The 22,470-nt window shown below is 68.1% G+C and carries 24 protein-coding genes; 15 read left to right on the forward strand and 9 right to left on the reverse strand.

Annotation, left to right across the window (positions count from 1 at the left end; all coding sequences use genetic code 11):
• Positions 1-88 precede the first annotated feature (88 nt).
• Positions 89-712, reverse strand: coding sequence for a phospholipase D family nuclease (locus tag KY49_RS07170; protein WP_042583954.1), 624 nt, complete (start codon positions 710-712; stop codon positions 89-91).
• A 64-nt stretch (positions 713-776) separates the two neighbouring features.
• Between KY49_RS07170 and KY49_RS07175 the strand changes: the two genes are divergently transcribed.
• Positions 777-965: a hypothetical protein gene (locus tag KY49_RS07175; RefSeq protein ID WP_042583955.1), complete on the forward strand. Its 189-nt coding sequence runs from the start codon at positions 777-779 to the stop codon at positions 963-965.
• 31 nt (positions 966-996) lie between these two features.
• On the opposite strand, the gene KY49_RS07180 is transcribed toward KY49_RS07175, so the two are convergent.
• The gene (locus tag KY49_RS07180; RefSeq protein ID WP_042583956.1) at positions 997-1,482 is read right to left on the reverse strand and encodes a winged helix-turn-helix transcriptional regulator; all 486 of its coding nucleotides are present in this window, start codon (positions 1,480-1,482) and stop codon (positions 997-999) included.
• Positions 1,483-1,650: 168 nt separating this feature from the next.
• Here KY49_RS07180 and KY49_RS07185 point away from each other — a divergent pair, with 168 nt between their 5' ends.
• On the forward strand, positions 1,651-2,088 hold the full coding sequence (locus KY49_RS07185) for a PaaI family thioesterase (protein ID WP_042583957.1): 438 nt from the start codon (positions 1,651-1,653) through the stop codon (positions 2,086-2,088).
• A 123-nt stretch (positions 2,089-2,211) separates the two neighbouring features.
• Positions 2,212-3,264 carry an NADP(H)-dependent aldo-keto reductase gene (locus KY49_RS07190; RefSeq protein WP_042583958.1) on the forward strand — a complete coding sequence of 351 codons (1,053 nt, stop codon included), beginning with the start codon at positions 2,212-2,214 and terminating at the stop codon, positions 3,262-3,264.
• Positions 3,265-3,338: 74 nt separating this feature from the next.
• On the opposite strand, the gene KY49_RS07195 is transcribed toward KY49_RS07190, so the two are convergent.
• Positions 3,339-4,625, reverse strand: coding sequence for an MFS transporter (locus KY49_RS07195; RefSeq protein WP_042583959.1), 1,287 nt, complete (start codon positions 4,623-4,625; stop codon positions 3,339-3,341).
• A gap of 92 nt (positions 4,626-4,717) precedes the next feature.
• Between KY49_RS07195 and KY49_RS07200 the strand changes: the two genes are divergently transcribed.
• A complete protein-coding gene (locus KY49_RS07200) occupies positions 4,718-5,770 on the forward strand; it encodes an RNA-guided endonuclease InsQ/TnpB family protein (protein ID WP_042584610.1) in 1,053 nt (350 codons plus the stop codon).
• 13 nt (positions 5,771-5,783) lie between these two features.
• Here KY49_RS07200 and KY49_RS07205 read toward each other — a convergent pair whose 3' ends face one another.
• Complete coding sequence (locus KY49_RS07205; protein WP_042583960.1) at positions 5,784-7,253, reverse strand: M20 family metallopeptidase; 1,470 nt, start codon at positions 7,251-7,253, stop codon at positions 5,784-5,786.
• Between the two features lie 178 nt (positions 7,254-7,431).
• On the opposite strand from KY49_RS07205, the gene KY49_RS07210 reads away from it, so the two are divergent.
• The 4 genes from KY49_RS07210 to KY49_RS07225 all read left to right on the forward strand — a co-directional run bounded on the left by KY49_RS07210 (position 7,432) and on the right by KY49_RS07225 (position 11,226).
• Positions 7,432-8,385, forward strand: a complete 954-nt coding sequence (locus KY49_RS07210; RefSeq protein ID WP_042583961.1) for a LysR substrate-binding domain-containing protein — start codon at positions 7,432-7,434, stop codon at positions 8,383-8,385.
• Positions 8,386-8,450: 65 nt separating this feature from the next.
• Positions 8,451-9,542: a tRNA 2-selenouridine(34) synthase MnmH gene (mnmH, locus tag KY49_RS07215; RefSeq protein WP_042583962.1), complete on the forward strand. Its 1,092-nt coding sequence runs from the start codon at positions 8,451-8,453 to the stop codon at positions 9,540-9,542.
• 14 nt (positions 9,543-9,556) lie between these two features.
• Positions 9,557-10,615: a permease gene (locus KY49_RS07220; protein ID WP_042583963.1), complete on the forward strand. Its 1,059-nt coding sequence runs from the start codon at positions 9,557-9,559 to the stop codon at positions 10,613-10,615.
• Positions 10,616-10,803: 188 nt separating this feature from the next.
• Positions 10,804-11,226: a hypothetical protein gene (locus KY49_RS07225; RefSeq protein WP_042583964.1), complete on the forward strand. Its 423-nt coding sequence runs from the start codon at positions 10,804-10,806 to the stop codon at positions 11,224-11,226.
• 85 nt (positions 11,227-11,311) lie between these two features.
• On the opposite strand, the gene KY49_RS07230 is transcribed toward KY49_RS07225, so the two are convergent.
• Both KY49_RS07230 and nodI read right to left on the reverse strand, forming a co-directional pair.
• A complete protein-coding gene (locus tag KY49_RS07230) occupies positions 11,312-12,145 on the reverse strand; it encodes an ABC transporter permease (protein WP_042583965.1) in 834 nt (277 codons plus the stop codon).
• Between the two features lie 6 nt (positions 12,146-12,151).
• Positions 12,152-13,066, reverse strand: a complete 915-nt coding sequence (nodI, locus tag KY49_RS07235) for a nodulation factor ABC transporter ATP-binding protein NodI (protein ID WP_042583966.1) — start codon at positions 13,064-13,066, stop codon at positions 12,152-12,154.
• Between the two features lie 353 nt (positions 13,067-13,419).
• Here nodI and KY49_RS07240 point away from each other — a divergent pair, with 353 nt between their 5' ends.
• Positions 13,420-13,917 (forward strand): universal stress protein, encoded by a 498-nt coding sequence (locus KY49_RS07240; protein WP_042583967.1) that lies wholly within the window; start codon positions 13,420-13,422, stop codon positions 13,915-13,917.
• Between the two features lie 87 nt (positions 13,918-14,004).
• Here the strand turns inward: KY49_RS07240 and KY49_RS07245 are convergent, their stop codons facing one another.
• Genes KY49_RS07245 through lexA form a run of 3 tightly spaced genes read right to left on the reverse strand, consistent with a single transcriptional unit; the run spans position 14,005 to position 15,724 of the window.
• Positions 14,005-14,685: a DUF2939 domain-containing protein gene (locus tag KY49_RS07245; RefSeq protein WP_042583968.1), complete on the reverse strand. Its 681-nt coding sequence runs from the start codon at positions 14,683-14,685 to the stop codon at positions 14,005-14,007.
• Between the two features lie 29 nt (positions 14,686-14,714).
• Entirely contained in the window at positions 14,715-15,050 is a 336-nt protein-coding gene (locus KY49_RS07250) for a hypothetical protein (protein WP_042583969.1), read from the reverse strand.
• Positions 15,051-15,076: 26 nt separating this feature from the next.
• Complete coding sequence (gene lexA, locus KY49_RS07255; protein WP_010092466.1) at positions 15,077-15,724, reverse strand: transcriptional repressor LexA; 648 nt, start codon at positions 15,722-15,724, stop codon at positions 15,077-15,079.
• Between the two features lie 277 nt (positions 15,725-16,001).
• On the opposite strand from lexA, the gene KY49_RS07260 reads away from it, so the two are divergent.
• From KY49_RS07260 to KY49_RS07285, 6 genes are all read left to right on the forward strand, one after another.
• Positions 16,002-17,039 (forward strand): sulfate ABC transporter substrate-binding protein, encoded by a 1,038-nt coding sequence (locus KY49_RS07260; protein ID WP_042584611.1) that lies wholly within the window; start codon positions 16,002-16,004, stop codon positions 17,037-17,039.
• Positions 17,040-17,129: 90 nt separating this feature from the next.
• The gene (gene cysT, locus KY49_RS07265; protein WP_042583970.1) at positions 17,130-18,035 is read left to right on the forward strand and encodes a sulfate ABC transporter permease subunit CysT; all 906 of its coding nucleotides are present in this window, start codon (positions 17,130-17,132) and stop codon (positions 18,033-18,035) included.
• Complete coding sequence (gene cysW / locus KY49_RS07270; RefSeq protein ID WP_042583971.1) at positions 18,032-18,979, forward strand: sulfate ABC transporter permease subunit CysW; 948 nt, start codon at positions 18,032-18,034, stop codon at positions 18,977-18,979. The genes cysT and cysW overlap by 4 nt, the downstream gene beginning before the upstream one ends.
• Positions 18,980-18,992: 13 nt before the next feature.
• On the forward strand, positions 18,993-20,048 hold the full coding sequence (locus KY49_RS07275) for a sulfate/molybdate ABC transporter ATP-binding protein (RefSeq protein ID WP_042583972.1): 1,056 nt from the start codon (positions 18,993-18,995) through the stop codon (positions 20,046-20,048).
• Positions 20,049-20,123: 75 nt separating this feature from the next.
• On the forward strand, positions 20,124-21,050 hold the full coding sequence (locus KY49_RS07280; RefSeq protein WP_010092461.1) for a CysB family HTH-type transcriptional regulator: 927 nt from the start codon (positions 20,124-20,126) through the stop codon (positions 21,048-21,050).
• A gap of 344 nt (positions 21,051-21,394) precedes the next feature.
• Positions 21,395-22,345 (forward strand): sugar ABC transporter substrate-binding protein, encoded by a 951-nt coding sequence (locus KY49_RS07285; protein WP_042583973.1) that lies wholly within the window; start codon positions 21,395-21,397, stop codon positions 22,343-22,345.
• Positions 22,346-22,470: the final 125 nt, after the last annotated feature.

Here is a 22,470-nt window from a genome sequence, read left to right on the forward strand (position 1 = left end):
TCGTTGGCCGTTCGGCAGAGTTGAGCAACGTTCGCCGGTCGCCGATCATCGATCCATGTCGTGCGCGGCGAATCGCGCGGCGGCGCAGTCAGTATGCGGAGCGATACGGCGTGGCTTGGTCGAAGCGGCTTTGCCAGTGCGTGAGATAGCGCGACGCCAGCTGCGGGTTGTTCCACACGACGATGACGTTCTCGGAGTTGCGCGCCGCCGCCGACGCGCTGTAGTTGAACGATCCGGTCTCGACGTGTTCGGCGTCGATCACGAGGTATTTGTCGTGATGGATCGCATACACGTCGATCGTGCGCGTCGGGATGCCCGCATTGACGAGCAGGTTCAGCGCCTGCTTGCTGCTTTTCGCGCGATTGCCCTTGTCGTCGACGACGACCGCCACGTTGACGCCGCGCCGCTTCGCGGCGAGCAGTGCGCGCGTGACGGCGGGCGACGTGAACGAGTAGGCCGCGACACGGATCGAGCTGCGTGCGGCGCCGATTGCCTTCAGCACGAGCGCTTCGGCGCCTGCGTCGGGCGAGAACGCCGACTCGACGACCTGGGTGGCCGGCGCTTCGTGCGTCGGGGCCGGCAACAGGCGCGACACGAAATCGATCGCCTGCTGCAGCAGCGACTCGGTCTGCGTCTTTCCGAATGCCGCGTACGGCGTGACGAGCAAGGAAGAGGCAACGCAAACGGCGGCAAGGCGATTTCGCGACAACATCGTGGACAACGCAGGATTTTGAGACAAAGGGCCGTGAGTGTAACGCAGACGCGCGGTCGCGGCCATGTCCGTGTCCGTGCGGATTGCGTACGATCGTAGCGAGCAGGGGCGTGCCGGCGTGTGCGAGTGCGGCGCGTCGGTGCGCGTCGCGATTCAGCGCGACCGGCTTGCGCCGAAGCAGGCCGGCGCGGCGCGTGCCGGTGCAACCGCGCGCGCGGCGGCAGCCGATTGCATCCGTGCAAGCGGCGCGTGACGCACGGGCTTGCCGCCGCCGTCGCGGGGAATCATTCGCCGGACGCTTCCGTTTCGTGCGACGGCGCCACCCAGCCGGGGCCGGCCTCGGGCTGCACGTCGCGCGGGTCGAGCGGCTCGCCGCAGGCCGAGCACACCGCAACCGCATGCATCAGCTGGCCGCAGGTGCGGTGGCGCAGTTGCAGCGGCGGCCCGGCGCCGTCGTCCTTCCAGCGGTCGCCCCAGGCCATCAGCGCGAGCAGCGCAGGGTACAGGTCGCGGCCCTTCTCGGTCAGCCGGTATTCGAAGCGCGGCGGACGTTCCTGGTATGCGCGCTTGACGAGCACGCCGTCGTCGACGAGGCGCGCGAGACGCTCGGCGAGCACGTGGCGGGTCAGTCCGAGCTGGGCCTGGAACGCATCGAAGCGGCGGCAGCCGAGGAACGCGTTGCGCAGGATCAGCATGGTCCAGCGGTCGCCGAGCACGGCGAGCGTGCGGGCAACCGAACAGTTCAGCGTGCCGATGTCATCCCATTTCATCGTCGAGTCTCGTCAGTCGGTTCAGCGTATTGGCGGGTTCGATTATAGAACTCACCCTCGGAAGGATGGGGCGGACCGGCGTTGACAGCAGGGTTCTCGCCATGAATAATCAGTTCCAATTTGGAACTTACTCGCGCGGCGACGCGCTTTCCATCAGGAGACGAACCGATGAATCCGCTTTCGATGTCCGGTATCGAGTTGTTGCGCGCCGCCGCAGTGGGCGACGTGCCGCTCGCGTCGATTTCCGAGACCATGCCGATGCGGCCGCTCGAGGTCGAACTCGGCTACGTGAAGATGGCGGCGCGCGCGGACGGCCGGCACCTGAACCCGCTCGGCGGCGTGCACGGCGGCTTCGCGGCGACGGTGCTCGATTCGGTCACCGGCTGCGCGGTGCACTCGATGCTCGACGCGGGCGTCGGCTACGGAACCGTCGACCTGCACGTAAAGATGCTGCGGCCGGTGCCGCGCGACGTCGAACTGATCGCGGAAGGGCGTGTGATCCATCTGTCGCGCTCGCTCGGCGTCGCCGAAGGCACGCTGAAGACGCCGGACGACAAGATCGTCGCGCACGCGTCGGCGACCTGCTTCATTCAGCGGCCGCAATGATGCTGCGGCAGCCGTCACCGAAACCTGCCGCGCAGGCCGGATGTAAGCCGCCGCGCGGCCCGTCTGAAGCGAACATTTCAATGTGATAGCGTTCCTGCTTTCCACCGACGCGACAGGAACAGCATGGAATACCGCACACTTGGCGATTCGGGCATCGAAGTCAGCCTGATCGGTCTCGGCACGATGACGTGGGGCGAGCAGAACACGGAGCGCGACGCGCACGCGCAGCTCGACTACGCGATTGCGCAGGGCGTCACGCTGATCGATGCCGCGGAAATGTATCCGGTGCCGCCGAAGCCCGAAACGCAGGGGCGCACCGAGCAGTACATCGGCACGTGGCTCGCGCAGCATCGCGCGCTGCGCGACAGGCTCGTGCTCGCGACGAAGATCGCCGGCCCGGCGCGGCAGCCGCACAATCCGCGTCATATCCGCGGCGAGGGCAACCAGTTCGACCGCAAGAACCTGACCGAGGCGCTCGACGGCAGCCTCAAGCGCTTGCGGACGGATTACGTCGATCTGTACCAGCTCCACTGGCCGGATCGCAGCACGACGACGTTCGGCCGTCCCGCGTATCCGTGGATCGATGACGCATATACGGTGCCGATCGAGGAGACGCTCGCGGTGCTCGCGGATTTCGTGAAAGCGGGCAAGGTGCGCGCGATCGGCGTGTCGAACGAGACGCCGTGGGGCGTCGCGCAATTCCTGCGCGCGGCCGAGCGGCTCGGGCTGCCGCGCATCGCCAGCATCCAGAACCCGTACAGCCTGCTGAACCGGACCTTCGAGAACGGGCTGTCGGAATTCACGCATCGCGAAGGCGTCGGCCTGCTCGCGTATTCGCCGCTCGCGTTCGGCTGGCTGTCCGGCAAATACGAGAACGGCGCCCGTCCGGCCGGCGCGCGCATCACGCTGTTCGAGCGCTTCCAGCGCTACAGCAAGCCGGAGGCGGTCGAGGCGACGTCTCGCTATGTCGCGCTCGCGAAGCGGCACGGCCTGTCGCCGGCGCAGTTCGCGCTCGCGTTCGTCAACAGCCGGCCGTTCCTGACCAGCAACCTCATCGGCGCGACGTCGCTCGAGCAGTTGAAGGAGAACATCGGCAGCGTCGACGTCAAGCTGTCCGACGAGATGCTCGCCGAGATCGACGCGCTGCACGAACGGCAGCCGAACCCCGCGCCGTAAACGACGGACGGCCCGCGCGGCGTGCGCCGCCGCAGCGGGCCGCGAGCGCGTGCAGAGCGTGCAGCGCGTGCCGGTCAGCGCATCCGCAGGCGCGTGCGCGCGACGAACAGCGCCGTGAGGCTCAGCAACGCGCAGCCCATCAGGTAGAGCGCCGGCGACAGGCGATTGCCGGTCGCGCTGATGAGCCACGTGATCACGAACGGCGCGAAGCCGCCGAACAGCGTGACGCCCGTGTTGTAGCTGACCGCGAGGCCGGTCGCGCGCGTCTGCGCGGGGAACAGCTCCGCCATCAGCGCGGGCAGCGCGCCGCAGTACATCGCCTTCAGCAAGCCGATCCAGATCAGCGCGGCGAGGATCGTCGCGAACGACGCGTAACGCGTGAGCCACGCGAACGTCGGCCAGACCGTGACGAGCATCAGCAGCGCCGCGGCCGTCATCACGCGGATGCGCCCCACGCGATCGGACCAGTGGCCGACGAGCGGCGTGAAGAGCGTGAGGATGAAGCCGGTGGCGAGCGTCGCCGCGAAGCCGGTCGACGCGGGGAGGCCGAGCTGCTTGATCGCGTAGGTCGGCATGTACAGCACCATGTAGTTCACCGCGGTCGAGATCACGAGCACGCCGATCGCGAGCAGGACGCGTGTCTTCTGGCCGGCGAACAGCTCGCGCACGGGCGCCTCCGAACGCGCCTGCGTCCGGAACTCGACGCCTTCGTCGACGTAGCGGCGGATGTACAGCCCGACCGGCCCGATCGCGAGCCCGAACAGGAACGGCACGCGCCAGCCCCAGCTCTCGAGCTGCGCGGGCGTCAGCGTGCCCGTCAGCAGCGCGCCGAAACCCGACGCGAGCAGCGTCGCAAGCCCCTGGCTCGCGAACTGCCAGCTCGACATGAAGCCGCGCCGCTGCGGCGCGTGCTCGACGAGGAACGCGGTCGAGCTTGCGAATTCGCCGCCCGCGGAGAAGCCCTGCATCAGCCTCGACAGCATGATCCCGAGCGGCGCGAGCAGGCCGATTGACGCGTAGGTCGGCATCGTCGCGATCAGCAGCGTGCCGCCCATCATCATTCCGATCGACAGCAGCAGCGACGCCTTGCGCCCGGCGCGGTCCGCGTACGCGCCGAGCACGAGGCCGCCGATCGGCCGGATCAGGTACGACAGCCCGAAGGTGCCGAGCGTGAGCAGCAGCGACGTCGCCTCGCTCGTCGCGGGGAAGAACAGCTTCGCGATCGTCACCGCGAAGAAGCCGTAGACGATCAGGTCGAACCATTCGAGCGCATTGCCGATCGACGCCGCGAGGATGAGGCGGCGCATTTTCGCGGCGCCGGGATGAACGGCTTCCGGCGTGGTGAGGGTGGTGGTGTTCATCAGACTTTGCTCCGAGAAACCCTGTCATTGATGGTGGGGAGGAAAGGAGCGCTCTTGACAGGCCGCTTCTTCCACCGGTTAGGATGGTCGACATGATTCTTGTCTACCGATACCGGGTGAAGTCGCTCAACGGACTCCTGAACCAGCAGAGCCGTGCGGTGAACTACGTGTGGAACTTCTGCAACGACACGCAGAAGCACGCGCTCAAGTGGGGCAAGAAGTGGCCGACGGGGTTCGACCTGAACGTGCTCACGACCGGCAGCAGCAAGGCACTCGACATCCACTCCGGCACGGTCAACGCGACGTGCGAGCAATACGCGAAGTCGCGCAGCCAGCACCGCCGACCTTACCTGCGCTATCGCGGCCGAAAGTCGCTGGGCTGGGTGCCGCTGAAGGGCCGCGACCTGAAGCGCGACGGCGACGCGTTTCGCTTTGCCGGCCACACGTTCCGCGTATTCAACAGCCGGCCGCTTCCCGAAGGCAAGATCAAGGACGGCACCAACTTCGCGCAGGATGCGCGCGGCAACTGGTTTCTCAATATCGTGATCGAGATGCCCGAGGTTCCGGCGCGCCCGATCCGTTCCGGCGTCGGCATCGATCTCGGCCTGAAAGACTTCGCCACACTTTCGACCGGCGAGAAGCTGCCCAATGACCAGTTCGGCCGGCGCGCGGCCAATAAGCTGGCAAAGGCGCAACGGGCGCGCAAGCACAAGCGGCATATCGCAAAGCTGCACGCCAAGGTGGCCAATGCCCGTGCCGATTTCCAGCACAAGCTCGCACTCGATCTGGTGCGACGTTTCGATTACATCGTGGTCGGCAACGTGTCGGCCGCGAAACTCGCCAGAACCAGGATGGCGAAAAGCGTCTACGACGCAGCCTGGTCGTCCTTCCGGGACAAGCTCCGTTACAAGGCGATCGCGCACGGAGCCACATTCGAGGAAGTGGACGAAAGCGGTTCGACCCAGTCCTGTTCGTCGTGCGGGTCGAAAGACAGCACGACGCGGCCGAAAGGTATCGCGGGACTGCGAATAAGAGAGTGGGCCTGCAGTGGCTGTGGTGTCGTGCATGATCGAGATACCAACGCTGCGTTGAACATTCTCCGATGCGGACGTGCATCGCCAGTGGTGGGAATCCTTCGCCTTTAGGCGGAGGAGGACGTCAACGTGTGAGCGTGTCCGTTGAAGGTGGGAACGACAGGCGATGCGTGAAGGTTGCGCCGCAGGCGGTGTCGGGCGCCTTGCGGCGCACGGGCGGGGCGGCGTCGCCGAGATCCCAGAACAGCCCGGCCATCATCTGGAGTCCTTCGCGCACGACGCTGGCGAGCAGGTGCTCGTCGGGTGCATGCTGCGCACACGCCGGATACGAGTGCGGCACCCACAGCGTCGGCAAGCCGAGCGTGTCGGCAAACACTTCGTTCGGCAGCGTGCCGCCGAGGTTCGGCAGGATCGCCGGCTTCTTGCCGGTCGTGCGCGCGAGCGACGCGACCGCCCAGCGCACCCACGGGTCGTCGGGCGGCAGCCGTGTCGCGGGCGCGCCGCGCTCGACGTCGATCCCGACGTCGGCGAAGCCGTGCGCGTCGAGGTGCGCGCGCAGGTGGGCGTGCAGCGCTTGCCAGTCGGTGCCGACGACGAAGCGCAACTGGCAGTGCGCATATGCGGCAGGCGGGATCGCGTTGACCGGATGCTCGGGGTTGCCGGCCTTGAACGAGAGGATCTCGAGCGTATTCCAGCCGTACACGCGCTCGGCGGGGCTGAGGCCCGGTTCGCCCCAGTTGGCGTCGAGCGCCGGATCGCCGGGGCCGCCGCCGACGGCGAGATCGGCGAGCGCGTCGCGCACGGCGGCGGGGATCGGCGGTGGGCGCAGGCCGTCGACGCGGATCGCGCCGCGCGCGTCGACGAGGCTCGCGAGCGCATGCGCGATCACGATCGCCGGATTGCGCAGCAGCCCGCCCCAGTTGCCCGAATGATGGGCGCGGTCGCGCGCGCGCAGGCTCAGCTTGAAGTTGACCGCGCCGCGCGAGCCGAGAAATACCGTCGGCCGCTCGGCGGCGATGCGCGGCCCGTCGGATGCGATCAGCACGTCGGCCGCGAGCGCGTCGCGTTCGCGGCGGCACAGCGCGTCGAGACCGGGCGAGCCGGTTTCCTCGCCCATCTCGATCAGCAGCTTCGCGTTGAAGCCGAGCCGGCCGCCGCGCGCGGCCAGCACGCTCGCGAGCGCGGCGAGGTTGATCGAATGCTGCCCCTTGTTGTCGGCGCTGCCGCGACCGTACCAGCGGTCGCCGTCGACGGTCAGCGCCCACGGCGACAGCGGCGCACGCCATTGCGCGTCGTAGCCGCGCACGACGTCGCCGTGGCCGTAGATCAGCACGGTCGGCAGCGCGTCGTCCTCGTGTCGCGACGCGAGCAGGAACGGCCCGCCGCCGTCGACCGGGTTGTCGGCGATGCGGGTGGCGAAGCCGAGGCGCCGGGCCTCGGGCGCGATCTCGTCGGTCAGGTACGCGCGCAGCGCGGCGGCCGAGCTGCTGTCCTGGCTTTCGGTGCGCAGCTCGATGCGGCGGCTCAGTGTGGCGAAGAACGCGCCGGATTCGAACTGGTTCAGCGCGTGCTGGATGGCGGCGGTACGGCTCAAGGCGGGTCTCCTCTGGTCCGATGCAAAGCGGTCGGGCGGCGGGGCGCGCGTACAGGCGACCCGAAGTGCGATCGATTCTAGGAAGCCGATTTTTTTGTCACAATGATCGAATTTCGAACCTTTCTTTGCCAGAAAGGCAAGGCAGAACGGCCGGGATCAGGCCCTGGAGGACCAAACGATGGCGGCGTTCCTGCATGGCCTCGCGCTGCGGTATTTCGTCGAGGTGGCGCGCACCGGCTCGCTCAGTGACGCGGCCGCGCGGCTGCACGTCGCCGTGTCCGCCGTCAGCCGGCAGATCGCGAAGCTCGAGGGCGAGCTGGGTGCGCCGCTGTTCGAGCGCCGTCCGCGCGGGATGGCGCTGTCGGAGGCGGGCGAGCGGCTCCTGAGCTTCGCGCAGCGCAGCCTGCTCGAGGCGGAACACGTGATGAAGGAGATCGGCGGCCTCGACGCGCTGCACGGCAGCCTGCTGAAGATTGCGTGCACGGAAGGCTTCGCGATCGATTTCCTGCCGGGCGTGCTGGCGAGCTTCAAGGCGCGCCACCCGGGCGTCGACTTCTCGCTGTGGGTCGTGTCGCCGGCCGACGCGACACGGCGCGTGCGCGACGGCGATGCGGATCTCGCGCTGACCTTCAGCCTCGCGCCGGAGAAGGGCGTGCGCGTCGAGCACACCGAACGGGCGCCGATCTACGCGCTGGTGCGGCGCGACCACCCGCTCGCGGCGCGCGAAGCGGTGTCGCTTGCCGACGTCGCGCGCCATCCGCACGTGCTGCCCGCGGCGGGCACCACCGTGCGCCAGCTGATCGACATCGCGTGCGCGCTCGACGGGCTGCTGCTCGAGCCCGAGCTGACGAGCAACAACACCGCGGCGATGTACCGCTACGCGCAGCATACGGGCGCGGTGATGTTCGCCGGCCTGCTGTCGGTGCGCGACCGCTGCGAGGCGGACGGCTTCGTCGTCATCCCGCTGACGGACCCTCAACTGGGCGAGCGGAGCATCCAGATCCAGACGATGGCGGGGCGCGACCTGCCGGTGTCGGTGCGCGCGTTTCGCGATCATCTGGTCGACGCGATCACGGCGACGCGCGCCGCGCCGTCTCCCGCGCGACGCCCGCGAAGCCGCCGCGTGAGATAATCGCCCGATCCACCCATCCGCACCGCTGCGGCCCGCCACGCCGGGCCGGGTCGCTTGACGCCAAATTGAAGAACCTGATTGTCACCCTCGATCGCGCCGGCGAGTTCGACGAGATCATCGACGTGCGCACGCCGCTCGAGTTTGCCGAGGACCATATCCCCGGCGCGCTCAACGCGCCCGTGCTCAGCAACGAAGAGCGCGTGCTCGTCGGCACGATGTACCGCCAGGTGTCGCCGTACGAGGCGACGCGCGTCGGCGCGGCGATGGCCGCGCGCAACATCGCGCGCCACCTCGACACGACGTTCGCCGACCGGCCGCGCAACTGGCGGCCGCTGGTTTATTGCTGGCGCGGCGGCAAGCGCTCGGGGTCGATGACCGTGATGTTCAACATGATCGGCTGGCAGGCGCGCCAGCTCGACGGAGGCTACAAGTCGTACCGCCGCGCGGTGTGCGAGGCGCTCGACACGCTGCCGACGCGTTTCGGCTATATCGCGCTCGTCGGCCATACCGGCTGCGGCAAGACGCGTCTGTTGCAGGCGCTGGCCGATGTTGGCGCGCAGACGCTCGATCTCGAGGCGCTCGCGTGCCACCGCGGTTCGCTGCTCGGCGCGCTGCCGGGCGTTCCGCAGCCGTCGCAGAAGATGTTCGACACGCGGCTCGTCGAGACGCTCCGGCGCTTCGATCCGGCGCGGCCTGTCTTCGTCGAATCCGAGAGCCGCAAGATCGGGCTCGTGCAATTGCCGCTCGCGCTGCTGCAGGCATTCCACGCGGGGCCGTGGGTGCAGGTCGACGCGGCGCGCAACGAGCGCATCGCGTTCCTGCTCGACGATTACGGCCATCTGTTCGACACGCCTGACGCGTTCAAGGCGCAGCTCACGCGACTGATCGGCCTGCACAGCCGAGAGCAGGTCGCGCGCTGGGGCGAACTGATCGACGCGAATGCACGTGCCGAATTGTCTGGCGAACTGATCGACCGGCATTACGATCCGGCGTATGCGCGGACCTACGGCGAGCGTTTCGGCAAGCCCGGCCGCGTGCTGACGTTCCGGTTCCGGCCGAACGCCGCCGATGTGCGCGAACAGGCGCATACGTTGCTTGCACGGCTCGCTGAGGCAGGGCTGCCGGCGACAGCTGCCGACACGACCTCCACAACATAACTTCAGACCAGAACATGACAACCACACGCACTCAACCGAATCCGGCGCTCGGCTGGATGACCTTCCTGCTGATCGCGGTCGCGGGCCTGTTCTATGTGAAATGGTTTCCGTACTACAACAAGGCGTTCCTGGCCGCCGAGCATCATTCGATCGGCCAGTCGATCCTGATGGGGGCGGCGTCGGCGCCGCCCGAGCCGTCGCTGAAGGCCGCGCTCGACTACGCGTGGGCGTACGGCAAGGCGATCTGGCAGGCGATGGTGCTCGGCCTGCTGCTCGGCTCGGCGGTGCAGGCGCTGCTGCCCGCGCACTGGGTCGCGCGCGTGCTCGGCAAGACGGGCTTCGGCAGCGTCGCCGCGGGCGGCCTGCTGTCGCTGCCGGGCATGATGTGCACCTGCTGCGCGGCGCCCGTCGTCGCGGGCCTGCGCGAGCGGCATGCGTCGCCGGGCGGCGCGGTGGCGTTCTGGCTCGGCAATACCGTGCTGAACCCGGCCGCGCTGGTGTTCATGGGCTTCGTGCTTGGCTGGCACTGGAGCGCGCTGCGGCTCGTGCTCGGCATCGCGATGGTGTTCGGGATCGGCTATCTGCTGAACCGGCTCGCGCGCCCGGAGGACCGCGGCATCGACGACACGCGGCTCGCCGCGCTGGTGGCCGAGCAGGCCGCGGCCGGCAGCGCGTTCGCGCGCTGGATGAAAATCCTCGCGCGGATGACCGTGCGGCTCGTGCCCGAATATCTCGTGCTCGTGCTGCTGCTCGGCGCGGCGCGTGCATGGCTGTTCCCGCACATCGGCCCGGACATCGGCAACCATGTCGGCTGGATCGTCGCGTTCGCGGTCGCGGGCACGCTGTTCGTGATTCCGACGGCGGGCGAGGTGCCGATCATCCAGGCGATGCTGTCGCTCGGCATGGGCGTCGGCCCGGCCGCCGCGCTGCTGATGACGCTGCCGCCGATCAGCGTGCCGTCGCTTGCGATGCTCGCGCGCTCGTTCCGGCCGGCCACGCTCGCGCTCGTCACGGCGCTCGTCGTCGCGTTCGGCATCGCGAGCGGGCTGCTCGCGATCGCGCTGGGGTTCTGACGGCGCGCCACGCGGGGAGCGCGTGATCGCGCGCACCGCGGGCCTCGCGGGGGCGAAGACGTCCGGCGGCCCTGGCAGTGCGAAGGCGTCGTTCGGTGTCGCGCGCCGGCCCGCATAATCACCTTATTCATCCGGCGTCGCCGCTTCGCGCGGGCGGCGCCATTCACAAGAAGCAATCAGGAACTCGCATGACCCAACCCAAGATTCATCCTCGGCTCGAAAAGGCGCTGACGCGCGGCGATCTCGCGATTCGCCAGGCCAATTCGGCGCGCGCGACCGCCGTGCTGTCCGCGCTCGGCGCGATGATCGTCGAGGCATCCGCCACGATCGGCGTCGAGGCTAGCGTCGACATTCCGCAGGGCGAGCGCATCTACGATCCGATCAACGGCCTGTGGCCGCAGAAGTTGCTCGTGTCGTTCGACGGCCCCGTCGACGAAGCGGACCCGGAAGAGCTGCGCTCGGTCTATCTGCTGGCCGACGATCCGGGCACGCAGTTCCGGGTCGAATGGCATCGCGCGGACGGCAAGCTTGGCCGTCACGAGGGCGGCCCGCTCGCGACCGTCGCATTCCTGACCGACGTCGAGATTCCGTGGAGCGACGAAGACGAGTGACGTCAGTCGCCGCGGCGCGCGACGCGGCGCGCAAGCGCGATTGCCGTGGGGCGGTCGCGCCCCGTGCGTGCGCGGCGTCGCGCGTTCAGCGCATCATCCGCCGGCGGAACAGCCGCGCGGACAGCAGGAAGCTGCCGATCGCATAGGCGGCCAGCACCGCGACGTGCAGGCCGACGTGCGACGCGGGCCGGCCGAGCATCGCGGGCCGGATCAGTTCGACCGCGTGCGCGAGCGGCAGCGCATGCGCCGCGCGCTGCGCGATCTCCGGCAACTGTGTGAGCGGGAAGAACACGCCGGACAGCAGCAGCATCGGCGTCAGTACGAGCGTCTGATAAAACATGAAGAAATCGTATGACGGCGCGAGCGCGGTGACGACCATCGCGGCGCTCGCGAACGCGAGGCCGGCGAGCGCGATCACCGGCAGCGCGGCGAGCATCGACGGAAAGCTCGCATAGCCGAGCAGGCCCGCGACGATCATGATCGCGGAACCCGACAGCATCGCCTTGCTGGCCGCCCAGACGATCTCGCCGAGCACGATGTCGCCGAGCACGAGCGGCGTGTGCATGATCGCTTCCCAGGTGCGCTGCACATGCATCCGCGAGAAGCCCGAATACATCGACTCGAAGCTCGCGGACATCATCACGCTCGACCCGACCGTGCCCGCCGCGAGGAACGCGATGTACGACACGCCGTCGACGCGGCCGACCATCAGCCCCAGCCCGAATCCGAGCCCGAACAGGTAGATCATCGGATCCGCCAGATTGCCGATCATCGAAGCCACCGCGAGCTTGCGCCACACGAGGTAGTTGCGGCGCCACACGGCGGCCCAGTTGGTCGCGTTCGCGGGCATCGCGATCGCAAAGCGCGATTCGCGCGGCGGCGCGGGCGTGGCGGAGGCGGAATAGTTGCGTACGTCCATGAGCGCTCAGTCCTGCATCTCGCGGCCGGTCAGCCGCAGGAACACGTCTTCCAGATTGGCGGGGCGATGCAGATAGCGCAATCCGGCGCGGCCCTTGAGTCGCGCATTGAGCGCATCGGGGTCGCTCACGTAGCAGAACAGCGTCTCACCGCTGATCTCGGTGCGTTCCGCGAAAGCCGCCAGTTCGTCGCGCAGCGCGGCCGGATCGGCGCCGTAGATCTCGATCACGTCGCAGCCGATTTCCGATTCGATCAGCGCATGCGGCGCGCCTTCGGCGATCTTGCGGCCTTCCTCGATCACGCACAGGCGGTCGCACAGGCGCTCGGCTTCTTCCATGAAATGGGTGGTGATCAGGATCGTCTTGCCGTGCGCGAGCAGCGAGCGCAGCCGCTCCCACATCAAGTGCCGCGCCTGCGGGTCGAGGCCGGTCGTCGGCTCGTCGAGCACCAGCACGTCGGGGTCGTTGACGAGTGCGCGCGCGAGCGTCAGCCGCCGCTTCATGCCGCCCGACAGCTCGCTGACCTTCGCGTCCGCCTTGTTCTCGAGCTTCGCGAACGCGAGCAGCGACGGCACCAGCGCGCGGGCGTCGTGCGCCGACACGCCGAAATAGCGGCTGAACACCAGCAAATTCTCGCGGACCGTGAAATCCGGGTCGAGATTGTCGAATTGCGGCACGACGCCGACCCGCTGGCGCGCCCGGCGCGCGCGTGCCGGAACCGGTTCGCCGCATAGCGAGATCGCACCGGCGTCCGGATACGTGACGCCGAGCAGCATTTTCAGCGTCGTGGTCTTGCCGGCGCCGTTCGGCCCGAGCAGGCCGTAGCATTCGCCGGCATGGACGCGAAAGGACAGGCCGTCAACGACGAGCTTGCCGCCATAGCGCTTTTCGACGTTCTGGAAATCGATCGGTGCGACGGACATGGGCAATGTTGTCATTGGATGCGGCGTGGCGGACACGTCCGGCGACCGTGCGCGCCGAAGCCGGGGCGCGAACCGATGCGCCGGTCAATGGTCACGCCGGCATGACGGGAATGCGCAATTCGCGCGCAACCCGCGCGTGACGCGAATGGGCGGCACGACCGGGCCATTCTAGTGCATTGCCTGCACGCCTTCAGCGCGTGTGCGCGCAGCGCGGTGCCGGCGCATGCCGATCATGCACCGCATCATCGCGGATCGGCCCCACGGGGCGAATCAGCGTTTTCCATCCCTTGCGTCCCGAATTGCGGCGCACCATGATGAATGCGTAGGGTTCGATGTCTCGTATGGGAGGGCTCATGGCTAGCTACAACAAGATTCTGCTGTGTTATGACGGCACGCTCGAGGGACGCAAGGCATTGCGTTGCGGCGCCAATCTCGCGCTGGACCTGAAGGCCGAGACGCACCTGCTGTCCGTCGTCGACATGCGTTCGAGCATTGCGCAAAGCGCCGGATTGTTGACCGACGTCGCGTGCGGCCGCTTCGAGGAAACGGCGCGCGAAATCCTGCAGGAAGGCGTGGACTGGCTGCGCGAACGCGGCTTGCAGGCGGAAGGGCATTTCGCGTTCGGCTACCCGATCGACGAGATCGCCAACCTCGCCGCGGAACTGAAGGTGGACCTGATCGTGGTCGGGCACCGCTGCCGCAGCGGATTGTCGAGATGGTGGATGGGCTCGGGCAATACGCAACTGCTCGACCGCGTGAACTGCAGCATCCTGGTTGCGTGCTCGTCCGCCGAAGAGCAGAAGGCCGAAATCGCTCGAGAACGCGACGCGGCTGCCGCCACCGCCAGATAACTGCCTGACTGTCTTATAGCCTGACCGGCGCCGCCTTGTGCGGTGCGCCGGTCGTCCGCCGGCCGCGCACGGCGCCGCCCCGTCGGTTCAGCCGTGCAGGTCGATCGCGGACAGCTTCCACGAAAACAGCCCGACGCGGTGGAGAATCGCCGCGTAGCGCGTCCCATCCGCGTTGCGCTGGTATGTCACGACGAATTCGTCGATGTTCCGGTAGCCGGCGCTCGTTTGTTGCTGCCGCGGCGCGCCGGCCTGCGTCGAAGTGGCTGACGACGGTGCGGCCGGCGCGGGCGTTGCAGCCGGCGCGCTGCCGGCGGCCGCGTTCGGCCCATTCGTCGGCGCGGCGCTGCCGGCCGAATCGGCCGGCAGCGCCGGCCACTCGGGCGGCCGCTCGCCCGGATTGCCCTGTGGCGGCAATCCGCTCATCAGCGCCGCGACGCCTTCGGGAGTCGCGTAGGCGTCAACCAGCGGCCCGATCAACGCTGAACCGATCAACGCGCCGATCACGGCGAACGGATTGTTCTGCCGTTTCGCGTCGATCCGGCGCATCAACTCGTCGGTGACCTGCTGCTTCAGGCTGATGCGCAGCGACGGGAAATCCACATACTCGCTGACCGCCTGCGCATCGCGCGCGTCGATCGCCGACTTCAGGCGGCCGAGCGCGACGTAGGGCGACGCATACGCGTAGCCGATCGCCGCGATGACGACGGCGGCCAGCACGACGATCAACAGGGGTTTGAGCCGCCTGGGGCGGCCCGGTGCGTGATTCACGATGCCTCCGGTGCGGGAATGTTCCGCAATCAGAGACCGCCTTGCGCGAGCGAACGTTCCTCGGCGATGCAGCGATCGATCATCCGGCACACTGCGTCGATCGTCCCGACCATGATCAGGCGCGACGAACCATGATAGACGCGCACCGGCGCGCGACGCGCCGGTTCCGCGTGATTCAGGCCGGCGTTCAGCGATACCCGCGCGAATGCGGGCAGCGCCGACGGCAGCAACGACGCTTGCCGTTCGACTGCTTCTTCTTGACCGGTGGGCGCCGCGGTGGTCAGCGGCGCGCACGGCGTGCGGCCGCGCAGGTGACGCAGGCGACCGAATTGGCGGAAAGGCAGCAGGCGGGCAAGGCGTTCCATGGTGTTCTCCTGAGCGAGACGGATTGTCAGAATTCGCCCGAGCGAATCAGCCCGACGGCGATGCCTTCCAGCGCGAATTCCGCGCTGCCGGCCTTGACGAAGATGTTTTCGTAATCAGGGTTCTCCGCGATCAGCTCGAGGCCGCCGGGCCGGCGCTTCAGGCGCTTGACGGTGACGTCGTCGCCCAGACGCGCGACGATGATCTGGCCGTCCTTCGCTTCCGTGCGCTTCTGCACGGCGAGCAGGTCGCCGTCGAGGATGCCGGCGTCGCGCATCGACAGGCCGCGGACCTTCAGCAGGTAGTCCGGCTTGCTGGAGAACAGCGCGGGATCGCACGCGAAATGCTGCGAGATGTGCTCCTGCGCGAGGATCGGGCTACCTGCCGCAACCCGGCCGACGAGCGGCAGCGACAGCTGCATCAGGGCCGCGTGCGGCAGCGTGAACTGGTGCGGCGCGTCGTCGCCGCCGAGCAGGCGGATGCCGCGCGACGCGCCGGCCGCCAGCTCGATCACGCCCTTGCGCGCCAGCGCGCGCAGGTGCTCCTCGGCCGCATTCGGCGAGCTGAAGCCCAGTTCGGCCGCGATCTCGGCGCGGGTGGGCGGGAAGCCGGAGCGCTCGATCGCGCGGCGGATCAAGTCGAACACTTGCTGCTGGCGTGCGGTGAGTTTGGTCATGGCTCAACTGTATGGATAGACAGTGAGCTGTATTTTTATACAGTACCCCGGGAATTTCAAGTGTTACCTGAGGTTCGTCGCGATCGCGTCGATTCCGGCGCGATCCGGCGACGTCCGGACGACGGTTCGTCCGCTGTAACCGTCGATCCCGTCTGCTTTAGCACTTTTCAATATTAAAAAATGAGGAACGATTATTTTTAATCATGTAACCCGTTCGATAGACTGGCTCGCATCTCGCAATACCGACAACATGACCGACAACACGGGAGAAGCACCGATGGTGAAGCGCAATACGGGGCTGGCGAGCAGGGCGCGCCGCTTGATCGCAACCTTCGCGCTGGGCGCGGCCGCGGCGCTGGGCGTCGTCGCGCAGGCGCACGCAGACGCGACTTTCCTGAACGTGTCGTACGACCCGACGCGCGAGCTGTATCAGGACTTCAACCAGGCGTTCGGCAAGGAATGGAAGGCGAAGACGGGCGAGACCGTCAACTTCAAGCAGTCGCACGGCGGCTCTGGCGCGCAGGCGCGCTCGGTGCTCGACGGGCTGCAGGCGGACGTCGTGACGCTCGCGCTCGCGTACGACATCGACGCGCTCGCGAACAAGGGGCTCGTCAGCAAGGACTGGCAGAAGCGTCTGCCCGACAACGCGTCGCCGTACACGTCGACGATCGTGTTCCTGGTGCGCAAGGGCAATCCGAAGGGCATCAAGGACTGGGACGACCTGACGAAGCCGGGCGTGTCGATCGTCACGCCGAACCCGAAGACCTCGGGCGGCGCGCGCTGGAACTATCTCGCCGCGTGGGCGTACGCGGTGCACAAGCCGGGCGGCAGCGAGCAGGCCGCGAAGGACTTCGTCACGAAGCTCTACAAGAACGCGGGCGTGCTCGACTCGGGCGCGCGAGGCGCGACGACGAGCTTCGTGCAGCGCGGCATCGGCGACGTGCTGATCGCATGGGAGAACGAGGCGTTCCTGTCGATCAAGGAATTCGGCGCCGACAAGTTCGAGATCGTCGTGCCGTCGGTGAGCATCCTGGCCGAGCCGCCGGTCGCGATCGTCGACAAGGTGGTCGACAAGAAGGGCTCGCGCAAGCTCGCCGAGGCGTACCTGAACTACCTGTACAGCCCGCAGGGCCAGGAGATCGCGGCGCGCAACTACTACCGGCCGCGCTCGAAGAACGTGCCGGCGGAGCTGACGAAGCAGTTCCCGAAGCTGAAGCTGTACACGGTCGACGACACGTTCGGCGGCTGGACGAATGCGCAGAAGACGCATTTCGCCGACGGCGGCGTGTTCGATTCGATCTACAAGCCGCAGTGACGACATAACGACAGCGGCGCGCGACAGCAGCGCGCCGCACCCCCGGCGTTCGCGCCGGACCCATGTGATTCGACCCAGCAAGAGCATCCGATGACGACGTACACCTTTCGCAAGCCGAGCGCGCTGCCCGGCTTCGGCGTGACGCTCGGCATCACGGTGGCCTATTTGAGCCTCGTGGTGCTGATTCCGCTTGCCGCCACGTTCCTGAAGACCGCGACGCTCTCGTGGGACCAGTTCATCGCGGCCGTCGCGTCGCCGCGCGTGCTCGCGTCGTACCGGCTGACGTTCTCGGCGGCGCTGGGCGGCGCGCTGATCAACGCGGTGTTCGGCTTTCTCGTCGCGTGGGTGCTCGTGCGCTACACGTTCCCGTTCAAGCGCGTCGTCGATGCGATCGTCGACCTGCCGTTCGCGCTGCCGACGTCGGTCGCCGGCATTTCGCTCGCCGCCGTCTACGCGGCCAACGGCTGGGTCGGCCAGTATCTCGCGCCGTTCGGCATCAAGATCGCGTTCACGCCGCTCGGCGTGCTGGTCGCGCTGACCTTCATCGGGCTGCCGTTCGTCGTGCGCACCGTGCAGCCGGTGCTCGAGGATTTCGAGCGCGAGCAGGAGGAGGCCGCCGCGTGCCTCGGCGCGTCGCGCTGGCTGACGTTCCGCCGCGTCGTGCTGCCGGCCGTGCTGCCGGCGCTCCTGACCGGTTTCGCGCTCGCGTTCGCGCGCGCGCTCGGCGAATACGGCTCGGTGATCTTCATCGCCGGCAACGTGCCGATGAAGTCCGAGATCACGTCGCTCCTGATCATCACGAAGCTCGAGCAGTACGACTACGCGGGCGCGACCGCGCTCGCGGTCGTGATGCTCGTCGTGTCGTTCGTGATGCTGCTGCTGATCAACACGCTGCAGTGGTATCTGCAGCGCCGCACGAGCCGCGCCGCATCGTCCGGCCGCGCCGCGAGCGCGCCCGCGACCGCCGCCACCGCCGCCGCAGGAGGCCAACGATGAGCCAGGAGGCCACCGCCGTGCTGAAACCCCCGTCCACCGCCGCGCGGGCGCGCGCCGCGAAGCGGCTCGACCCGGTCAGCGAGCCGCGCGCCGTGCGCTGGCTGCTCACCGGCATCGCGCTCGCGTTCCTCGCGTTCTTCCTCGTCGTGCCGCTTGCGGCCGTGTTCTTCGAGGCGTTGAGAAAGGGCGCCGGCTTCTATCTCGAATCGCTCGCCGATCCGGACGCATGGTCGGCGATCAAGCTGACGCTGACCGTCGCGGTGATCGCCGTGCCGCTCAACCTCGTATTCGGCGTGTGCGCGTCGTGGGCGATCGCGAAGTTCGAATTCCGCGGCAAGGCGCTGCTGACGACGCTGATCGACCTGCCGTTCTCGGTGTCGCCGGTGATCTCGGGCCTCATCTACGTGCTGCTGTTCGGCGCGCAGGGCTGGCTCGGGCCGTGGCTGCAGGCGCACGACGTGCAGATCATCTTCGCGGTGCCCGGCATCGTGCTCGCGACGATCTTCGTCACGTTCCCGTTCGTCGCGCGCGAGCTGATCCCGCTGATGCAGGCGCAGGGCAGCGACGAGGAGGAGGCCGCGCGCGTGCTCGGCGCGTCGGGCTGGCAGATCTTCCGTCGCGTGACGCTGCCGAACGTGAAGTGGGGCCTGCTGTACGGCGTGATCCTGTGCAACGCGCGCGCGATGGGCGAGTTCGGCGCGGTGTCGGTCGTGTCCGGCCACATCCGCGGCGTGACCGACACGATGCCGCTGCACGTCGAGATCCTGTACAACGAGTACAACTTCGCGGCCGCGTTCGCGGTGGCGTCGGTGCTCGCGCTGCTCGCGCTCGTCACGCTCGCGCTGAAGCTGCTCGCGGAGCGCCATCTCGCGGCCGATCTGGCCGGCGCGCGCGACGCGGTTCCCGCGCATGCCGGCCCCGCCGTCACTTCGTCGAATTCGTAAAGAGGCAACCAGAATGGGCATCACCGTCAGTCATCTGCACAAGCGCTTCGGCGATTTCACGGCGCTCGACAACGTCTCGCTCGACTTTCCGGCGGGCGAGCTCGTCGCGCTGCTCGGGCCGTCGGGCTGCGGCAAGACCACGCTGCTGCGCGTGATCGCGGGCCTCGAGCACGCGGACGCGGGGCAGGTCGTGCTGCAGGGCCAGGACGTCGCGTCGGTCGGCGCGCGCGAGCGCCAGGTCGGCTTCGTGTTCCAGCACTACGCGCTGTTCCGCCACATGACCGTGTTCGAGAACGTCGCGTTCGGGCTGCGCGTGAAGCCGCGCCGCGAGCGGCCGTCGGAGGCCGTGATCCGCGACAAGGTGCACGAGCTGCTGAAGCTCGTGCAGCTCGACTGGCTCGCGCAGCGCTATCCGTCGGAGCTGTCGGGCGGCCAGCGGCAGCGCATCGCGCTCGCCCGCGCGCTCGCGGTCGAGCCGAAGGTGCTGCTGCTCGACGAGCCGTTCGGCGCGCTCGACGCGAAAGTCCGCAAGGAGCTGCGCGGCTGGCTGCGCCGCCTGCACGACGACTTGCACATTTCGACGATCTTCGTCACGCACGACCAGGAGGAGGCGCTGGAAGTCGCGGACCGCATCGTCGTGCTGAACCACGGCCGCGTCGAGCAGGTCGGCAGCCCGCAGGACGTCTACGATCATCCGCAGAGCGCCTTCGTCTACGAATTCCTCGGCGCGGCGAACCGGCTGCCGGGCACGGTCGCCGATCGCGGCTTCGTCGCCGAGGGCGCGGCCGCGCCGATCGCGGTCGACGCCGATTTCGCCGGGCCGGCGCATGCGTACGTGCGCCCGCACGACCTGCAGCTGCGGCCGGCCGGAGACCGGCAGAGCGGCATCGCGGTGGACGTGCGCCGCGTCGTGCCGCTCGGCGGCTCGGTGCGCGTCGAGCTGGAGGCGCGCGCGGGCGGCACGCTCGAGGCGGAACTCGATCGCGACGCGTGGCAGGCGCTCGCGCTGCGGGTGGGTGACGGCGCGACGGCCGTGCCGCGCGCGGTGCGCGTGTTTCCCGCGCGCTGACGCGCGCGTGCAGGGCAGGGGCGGCAACTGTTTCGATTCGACGATTAAACAAAAGACAGCCTAAGAGGCATACCCATGAACTTTCAGCAATTGCGTTTCGTGCGCGAGGCCGTGCGCCAGAACATGAACCTGACCGAAGTCGCCAACGTGCTGTACACGTCGCAGTCGGGCGTATCGAAGCAGATCAAGGATCTCGAGGACGAGCTGGGCGTCGACATCTTCATCCGGCGCGGCAAGCGGCTGACCGGGCTCACCGAGCCCGGCAAGGCGGTGCACCAGCTGATCGAGCGGATGCTGCTCGATGCGGAGAACCTGCGCCGCGTCGCGCGCCAGTTCGCCGACCAGGACAGCGGCCACCTGGTCGTCGCGACCACCCACACGCAGGCGCGCTACGCACTGCCGAAGGTGGTTCGGCAGTTCACCGAAGTGTTTCCGAAGGTGCATCTCGCGCTGCGCCAGGGCAGCCCGCAGCAGATCGCGCAGATGATCCTGAACGGCGAGGCCGATCTCGGCATCTCGACCGAGGCGCTCGACCGCTATCCGGACATCGTCACGTTCCCGTGCTATTCGTGGCATCACACGGTGGTCGTGCCGAAGGGCCATCCGCTCGTCGGCCGCGAGAACCTGTCGCTCGACGACGTCGCCGAGTATCCGATCATCACCTACGACCAGGACTTCACCGGCCGCTCGCATATCGACCAGGCGTTCGCGCAGGCGGGCGCGGTGCCGGACGTCGTGCTGACCGCGATCGACGCGGACGTGATCAAGACCTACGTCGAGCTGGGGATGGGCATCGGCGTCGTCGCGGCGATGGCGTATGACCCGCAGCGCGACACGGGGCTCGTCGCGCTCGACACGCAGCACCTGTTCGAGGCGAGCACGACGCGGGTCGGCCTGCGCAAGGGCGCGTTCCTGCGCGCCTATGCATACCGGCTGATCGAGATGTTCGCGCCGCATCTGAGCGAGGCCGAGATCGCCGGACAACTGCGCGAGCCGGCCTGACGGGCCGCTTCCGGGACGCCCCGTGCGGCGTCCCGTTCCAACCGCGCCGCAATCGCACGCGCGTTCTCGCGCCGGCGGCCGGCGCGCTCCGCATAAACCCTTAAATATTGATCAGACGGGTTGCGCGCGGACAAGAAACGGTCCAGCATACCTCTCACTCCGCCGGCAGCCTGCCGGCGGTTGCGCGTGAACGCATCGCCCGCGCTCCGGCAGTCGGCCCTCTGCCTCGCACCCATTCCGTGGTACCGACAGCTTCGATGGCCATTGCCCGGCTAGTGCGCCGCAAACGTTTGCTCGCATTAAAACAACAGATGCCCCGCGGGGCCCAACGCCAGGAGATGTGTATGAATGTCCGCTTTCGCCGTCGCTTCCTGACCGCCGCCGTTGCCGCGGTCGCGCTCGCCGCCGCGCCGTTCGCCCATGCGGAGACGGCCGGCAAGCCGAAAGTCGCGCTCGTGATGAAGTCGCTCGCCAACGAGTTCTTCCTGACGATGGAAAACGGCGCAAAGGAATACCAGAAGCACAACGCGGCCCAGTTCGATCTCGTCACCAACGGCATCAAGGATGAAACCGACACCGCGAGCCAGATCCGCATCGTCGAGCAAATGATCGTGTCGAAGGTCGACGCGATCGTGCTCGCGCCGGCCGATTCGAAAGCGCTGGTGCCGGTCGTGAAGAAGGCGGTCGACGCCGGCATCGTCGTCGTCAACATCGACAACCGGCTCGATCCGGACGTGCTGAAGGCCAAGCACCTGAACGTGCCGTTCGTCGGCCCCGACAACCGCAAGGGCGCGCGCAAGGTCGGCGACCTGCTCGCGAAGAAGCTGAAGGCGGGCGACCAGGTCGGGATCGTCGAGGGCGTGTCGACGACGACCAACGCGCAGCAGCGCACGGCCGGCTTCCAGGACGCGATGAAGGCGGGCGGGATGAAGGTCGTGTCGGTGCAGTCGGGCGAATGGGAGATCGACAAGGGCAACGCGGTCGCGTCCGCGATGCTCAACGAGTACCCGAACCTGAAGGCGCTCTTGTGCGGCAACGACAACATGGCGATCGGCGCGGTGTCGGCCGTGCGCGCGGCCGGCAAGCAGGGCAAGGTCTACGTGGTCGGCTACGACAACATCAACGCGATCAAGCCGATGCTGAAGGACGGCCGCGTGCTCGCGACCGCCGACCAGTATGCGGCGAAGCAGGCGGTGTTCGGCATCGACACGGCGCTCAAGGCGATCGCCGAGCATCGCAAGCAGGCCGACATGTCCGGCGTGGTCGAGACGCCGGTGGATCTCGTGACGAAGTGACGCCGCCCGGATCACGGCCGCCGCCCTCAAGAATCGGGAGCGGCGGCCGTTATCCGGTGTGAGCGCGATCACGGCCACTGCGTGCCACTTGTGAGCGTCAATGCCGCGTGCCGTCCGCTGCGCGC

It is taken from the genome of Burkholderia sp. MSHR3999, assembly GCF_000833595.1.
Taxonomy (GTDB): domain Bacteria; phylum Pseudomonadota; class Gammaproteobacteria; order Burkholderiales; family Burkholderiaceae; genus Burkholderia; species Burkholderia ubonensis.

Bases quoted from the DNA above. Each gene is read 5' to 3' on its own strand.
- KY49_RS07220 (WP_042583963.1), top strand. From the start codon at position 9,557: ATGACAACCACACGCACTCAACCGAATCCGGCGCTCGGCTGGATGACC.
- KY49_RS07275 (WP_042583972.1), top strand. From the start codon at position 18,993: ATGGGCATCACCGTCAGTCATCTGCACAAGCGCTTCGGCGATTTCACG.
- nodI (WP_042583966.1), bottom strand. From the start codon at position 13,066: ATGTCCGTCGCACCGATCGATTTCCAGAACGTCGAAAAGCGCTATGGC.
- KY49_RS07175 (WP_042583955.1), top strand. From the start codon at position 777: ATGTCCGTGTCCGTGCGGATTGCGTACGATCGTAGCGAGCAGGGGCGT.
- KY49_RS07240 (WP_042583967.1), top strand. From the start codon at position 13,420: ATGGCTAGCTACAACAAGATTCTGCTGTGTTATGACGGCACGCTCGAG.
- KY49_RS07285 (WP_042583973.1), top strand. From the start codon at position 21,395: ATGAATGTCCGCTTTCGCCGTCGCTTCCTGACCGCCGCCGTTGCCGCG.
- KY49_RS07200 (WP_042584610.1), top strand. From the start codon at position 4,718: ATGATTCTTGTCTACCGATACCGGGTGAAGTCGCTCAACGGACTCCTG.
- KY49_RS07250 (WP_042583969.1), bottom strand. From the start codon at position 15,050: ATGGAACGCCTTGCCCGCCTGCTGCCTTTCCGCCAATTCGGTCGCCTG.
- KY49_RS07230 (WP_042583965.1), bottom strand. From the start codon at position 12,145: ATGGACGTACGCAACTATTCCGCCTCCGCCACGCCCGCGCCGCCGCGC.
- cysT (WP_042583970.1), top strand. From the start codon at position 17,130: ATGACGACGTACACCTTTCGCAAGCCGAGCGCGCTGCCCGGCTTCGGC.
- KY49_RS07180 (WP_042583956.1), bottom strand. From the start codon at position 1,482: ATGAAATGGGATGACATCGGCACGCTGAACTGTTCGGTTGCCCGCACG.
- cysW (WP_042583971.1), top strand. From the start codon at position 18,032: ATGAGCCAGGAGGCCACCGCCGTGCTGAAACCCCCGTCCACCGCCGCG.
- KY49_RS07195 (WP_042583959.1), bottom strand. From the start codon at position 4,625: ATGAACACCACCACCCTCACCACGCCGGAAGCCGTTCATCCCGGCGCC.
- KY49_RS07225 (WP_042583964.1), top strand. From the start codon at position 10,804: ATGACCCAACCCAAGATTCATCCTCGGCTCGAAAAGGCGCTGACGCGC.
- KY49_RS07260 (WP_042584611.1), top strand. From the start codon at position 16,002: ATGGTGAAGCGCAATACGGGGCTGGCGAGCAGGGCGCGCCGCTTGATC.
- lexA (WP_010092466.1), bottom strand. From the start codon at position 15,724: ATGACCAAACTCACCGCACGCCAGCAGCAAGTGTTCGACTTGATCCGC.
- KY49_RS07210 (WP_042583961.1), top strand. From the start codon at position 7,432: ATGGCGGCGTTCCTGCATGGCCTCGCGCTGCGGTATTTCGTCGAGGTG.
- KY49_RS07190 (WP_042583958.1), top strand. From the start codon at position 2,212: ATGGAATACCGCACACTTGGCGATTCGGGCATCGAAGTCAGCCTGATC.
- KY49_RS07185 (WP_042583957.1), top strand. From the start codon at position 1,651: ATGAATCCGCTTTCGATGTCCGGTATCGAGTTGTTGCGCGCCGCCGCA.
- KY49_RS07170 (WP_042583954.1), bottom strand. From the start codon at position 712: ATGTTGTCGCGAAATCGCCTTGCCGCCGTTTGCGTTGCCTCTTCCTTG.
- KY49_RS07280 (WP_010092461.1), top strand. From the start codon at position 20,124: ATGAACTTTCAGCAATTGCGTTTCGTGCGCGAGGCCGTGCGCCAGAAC.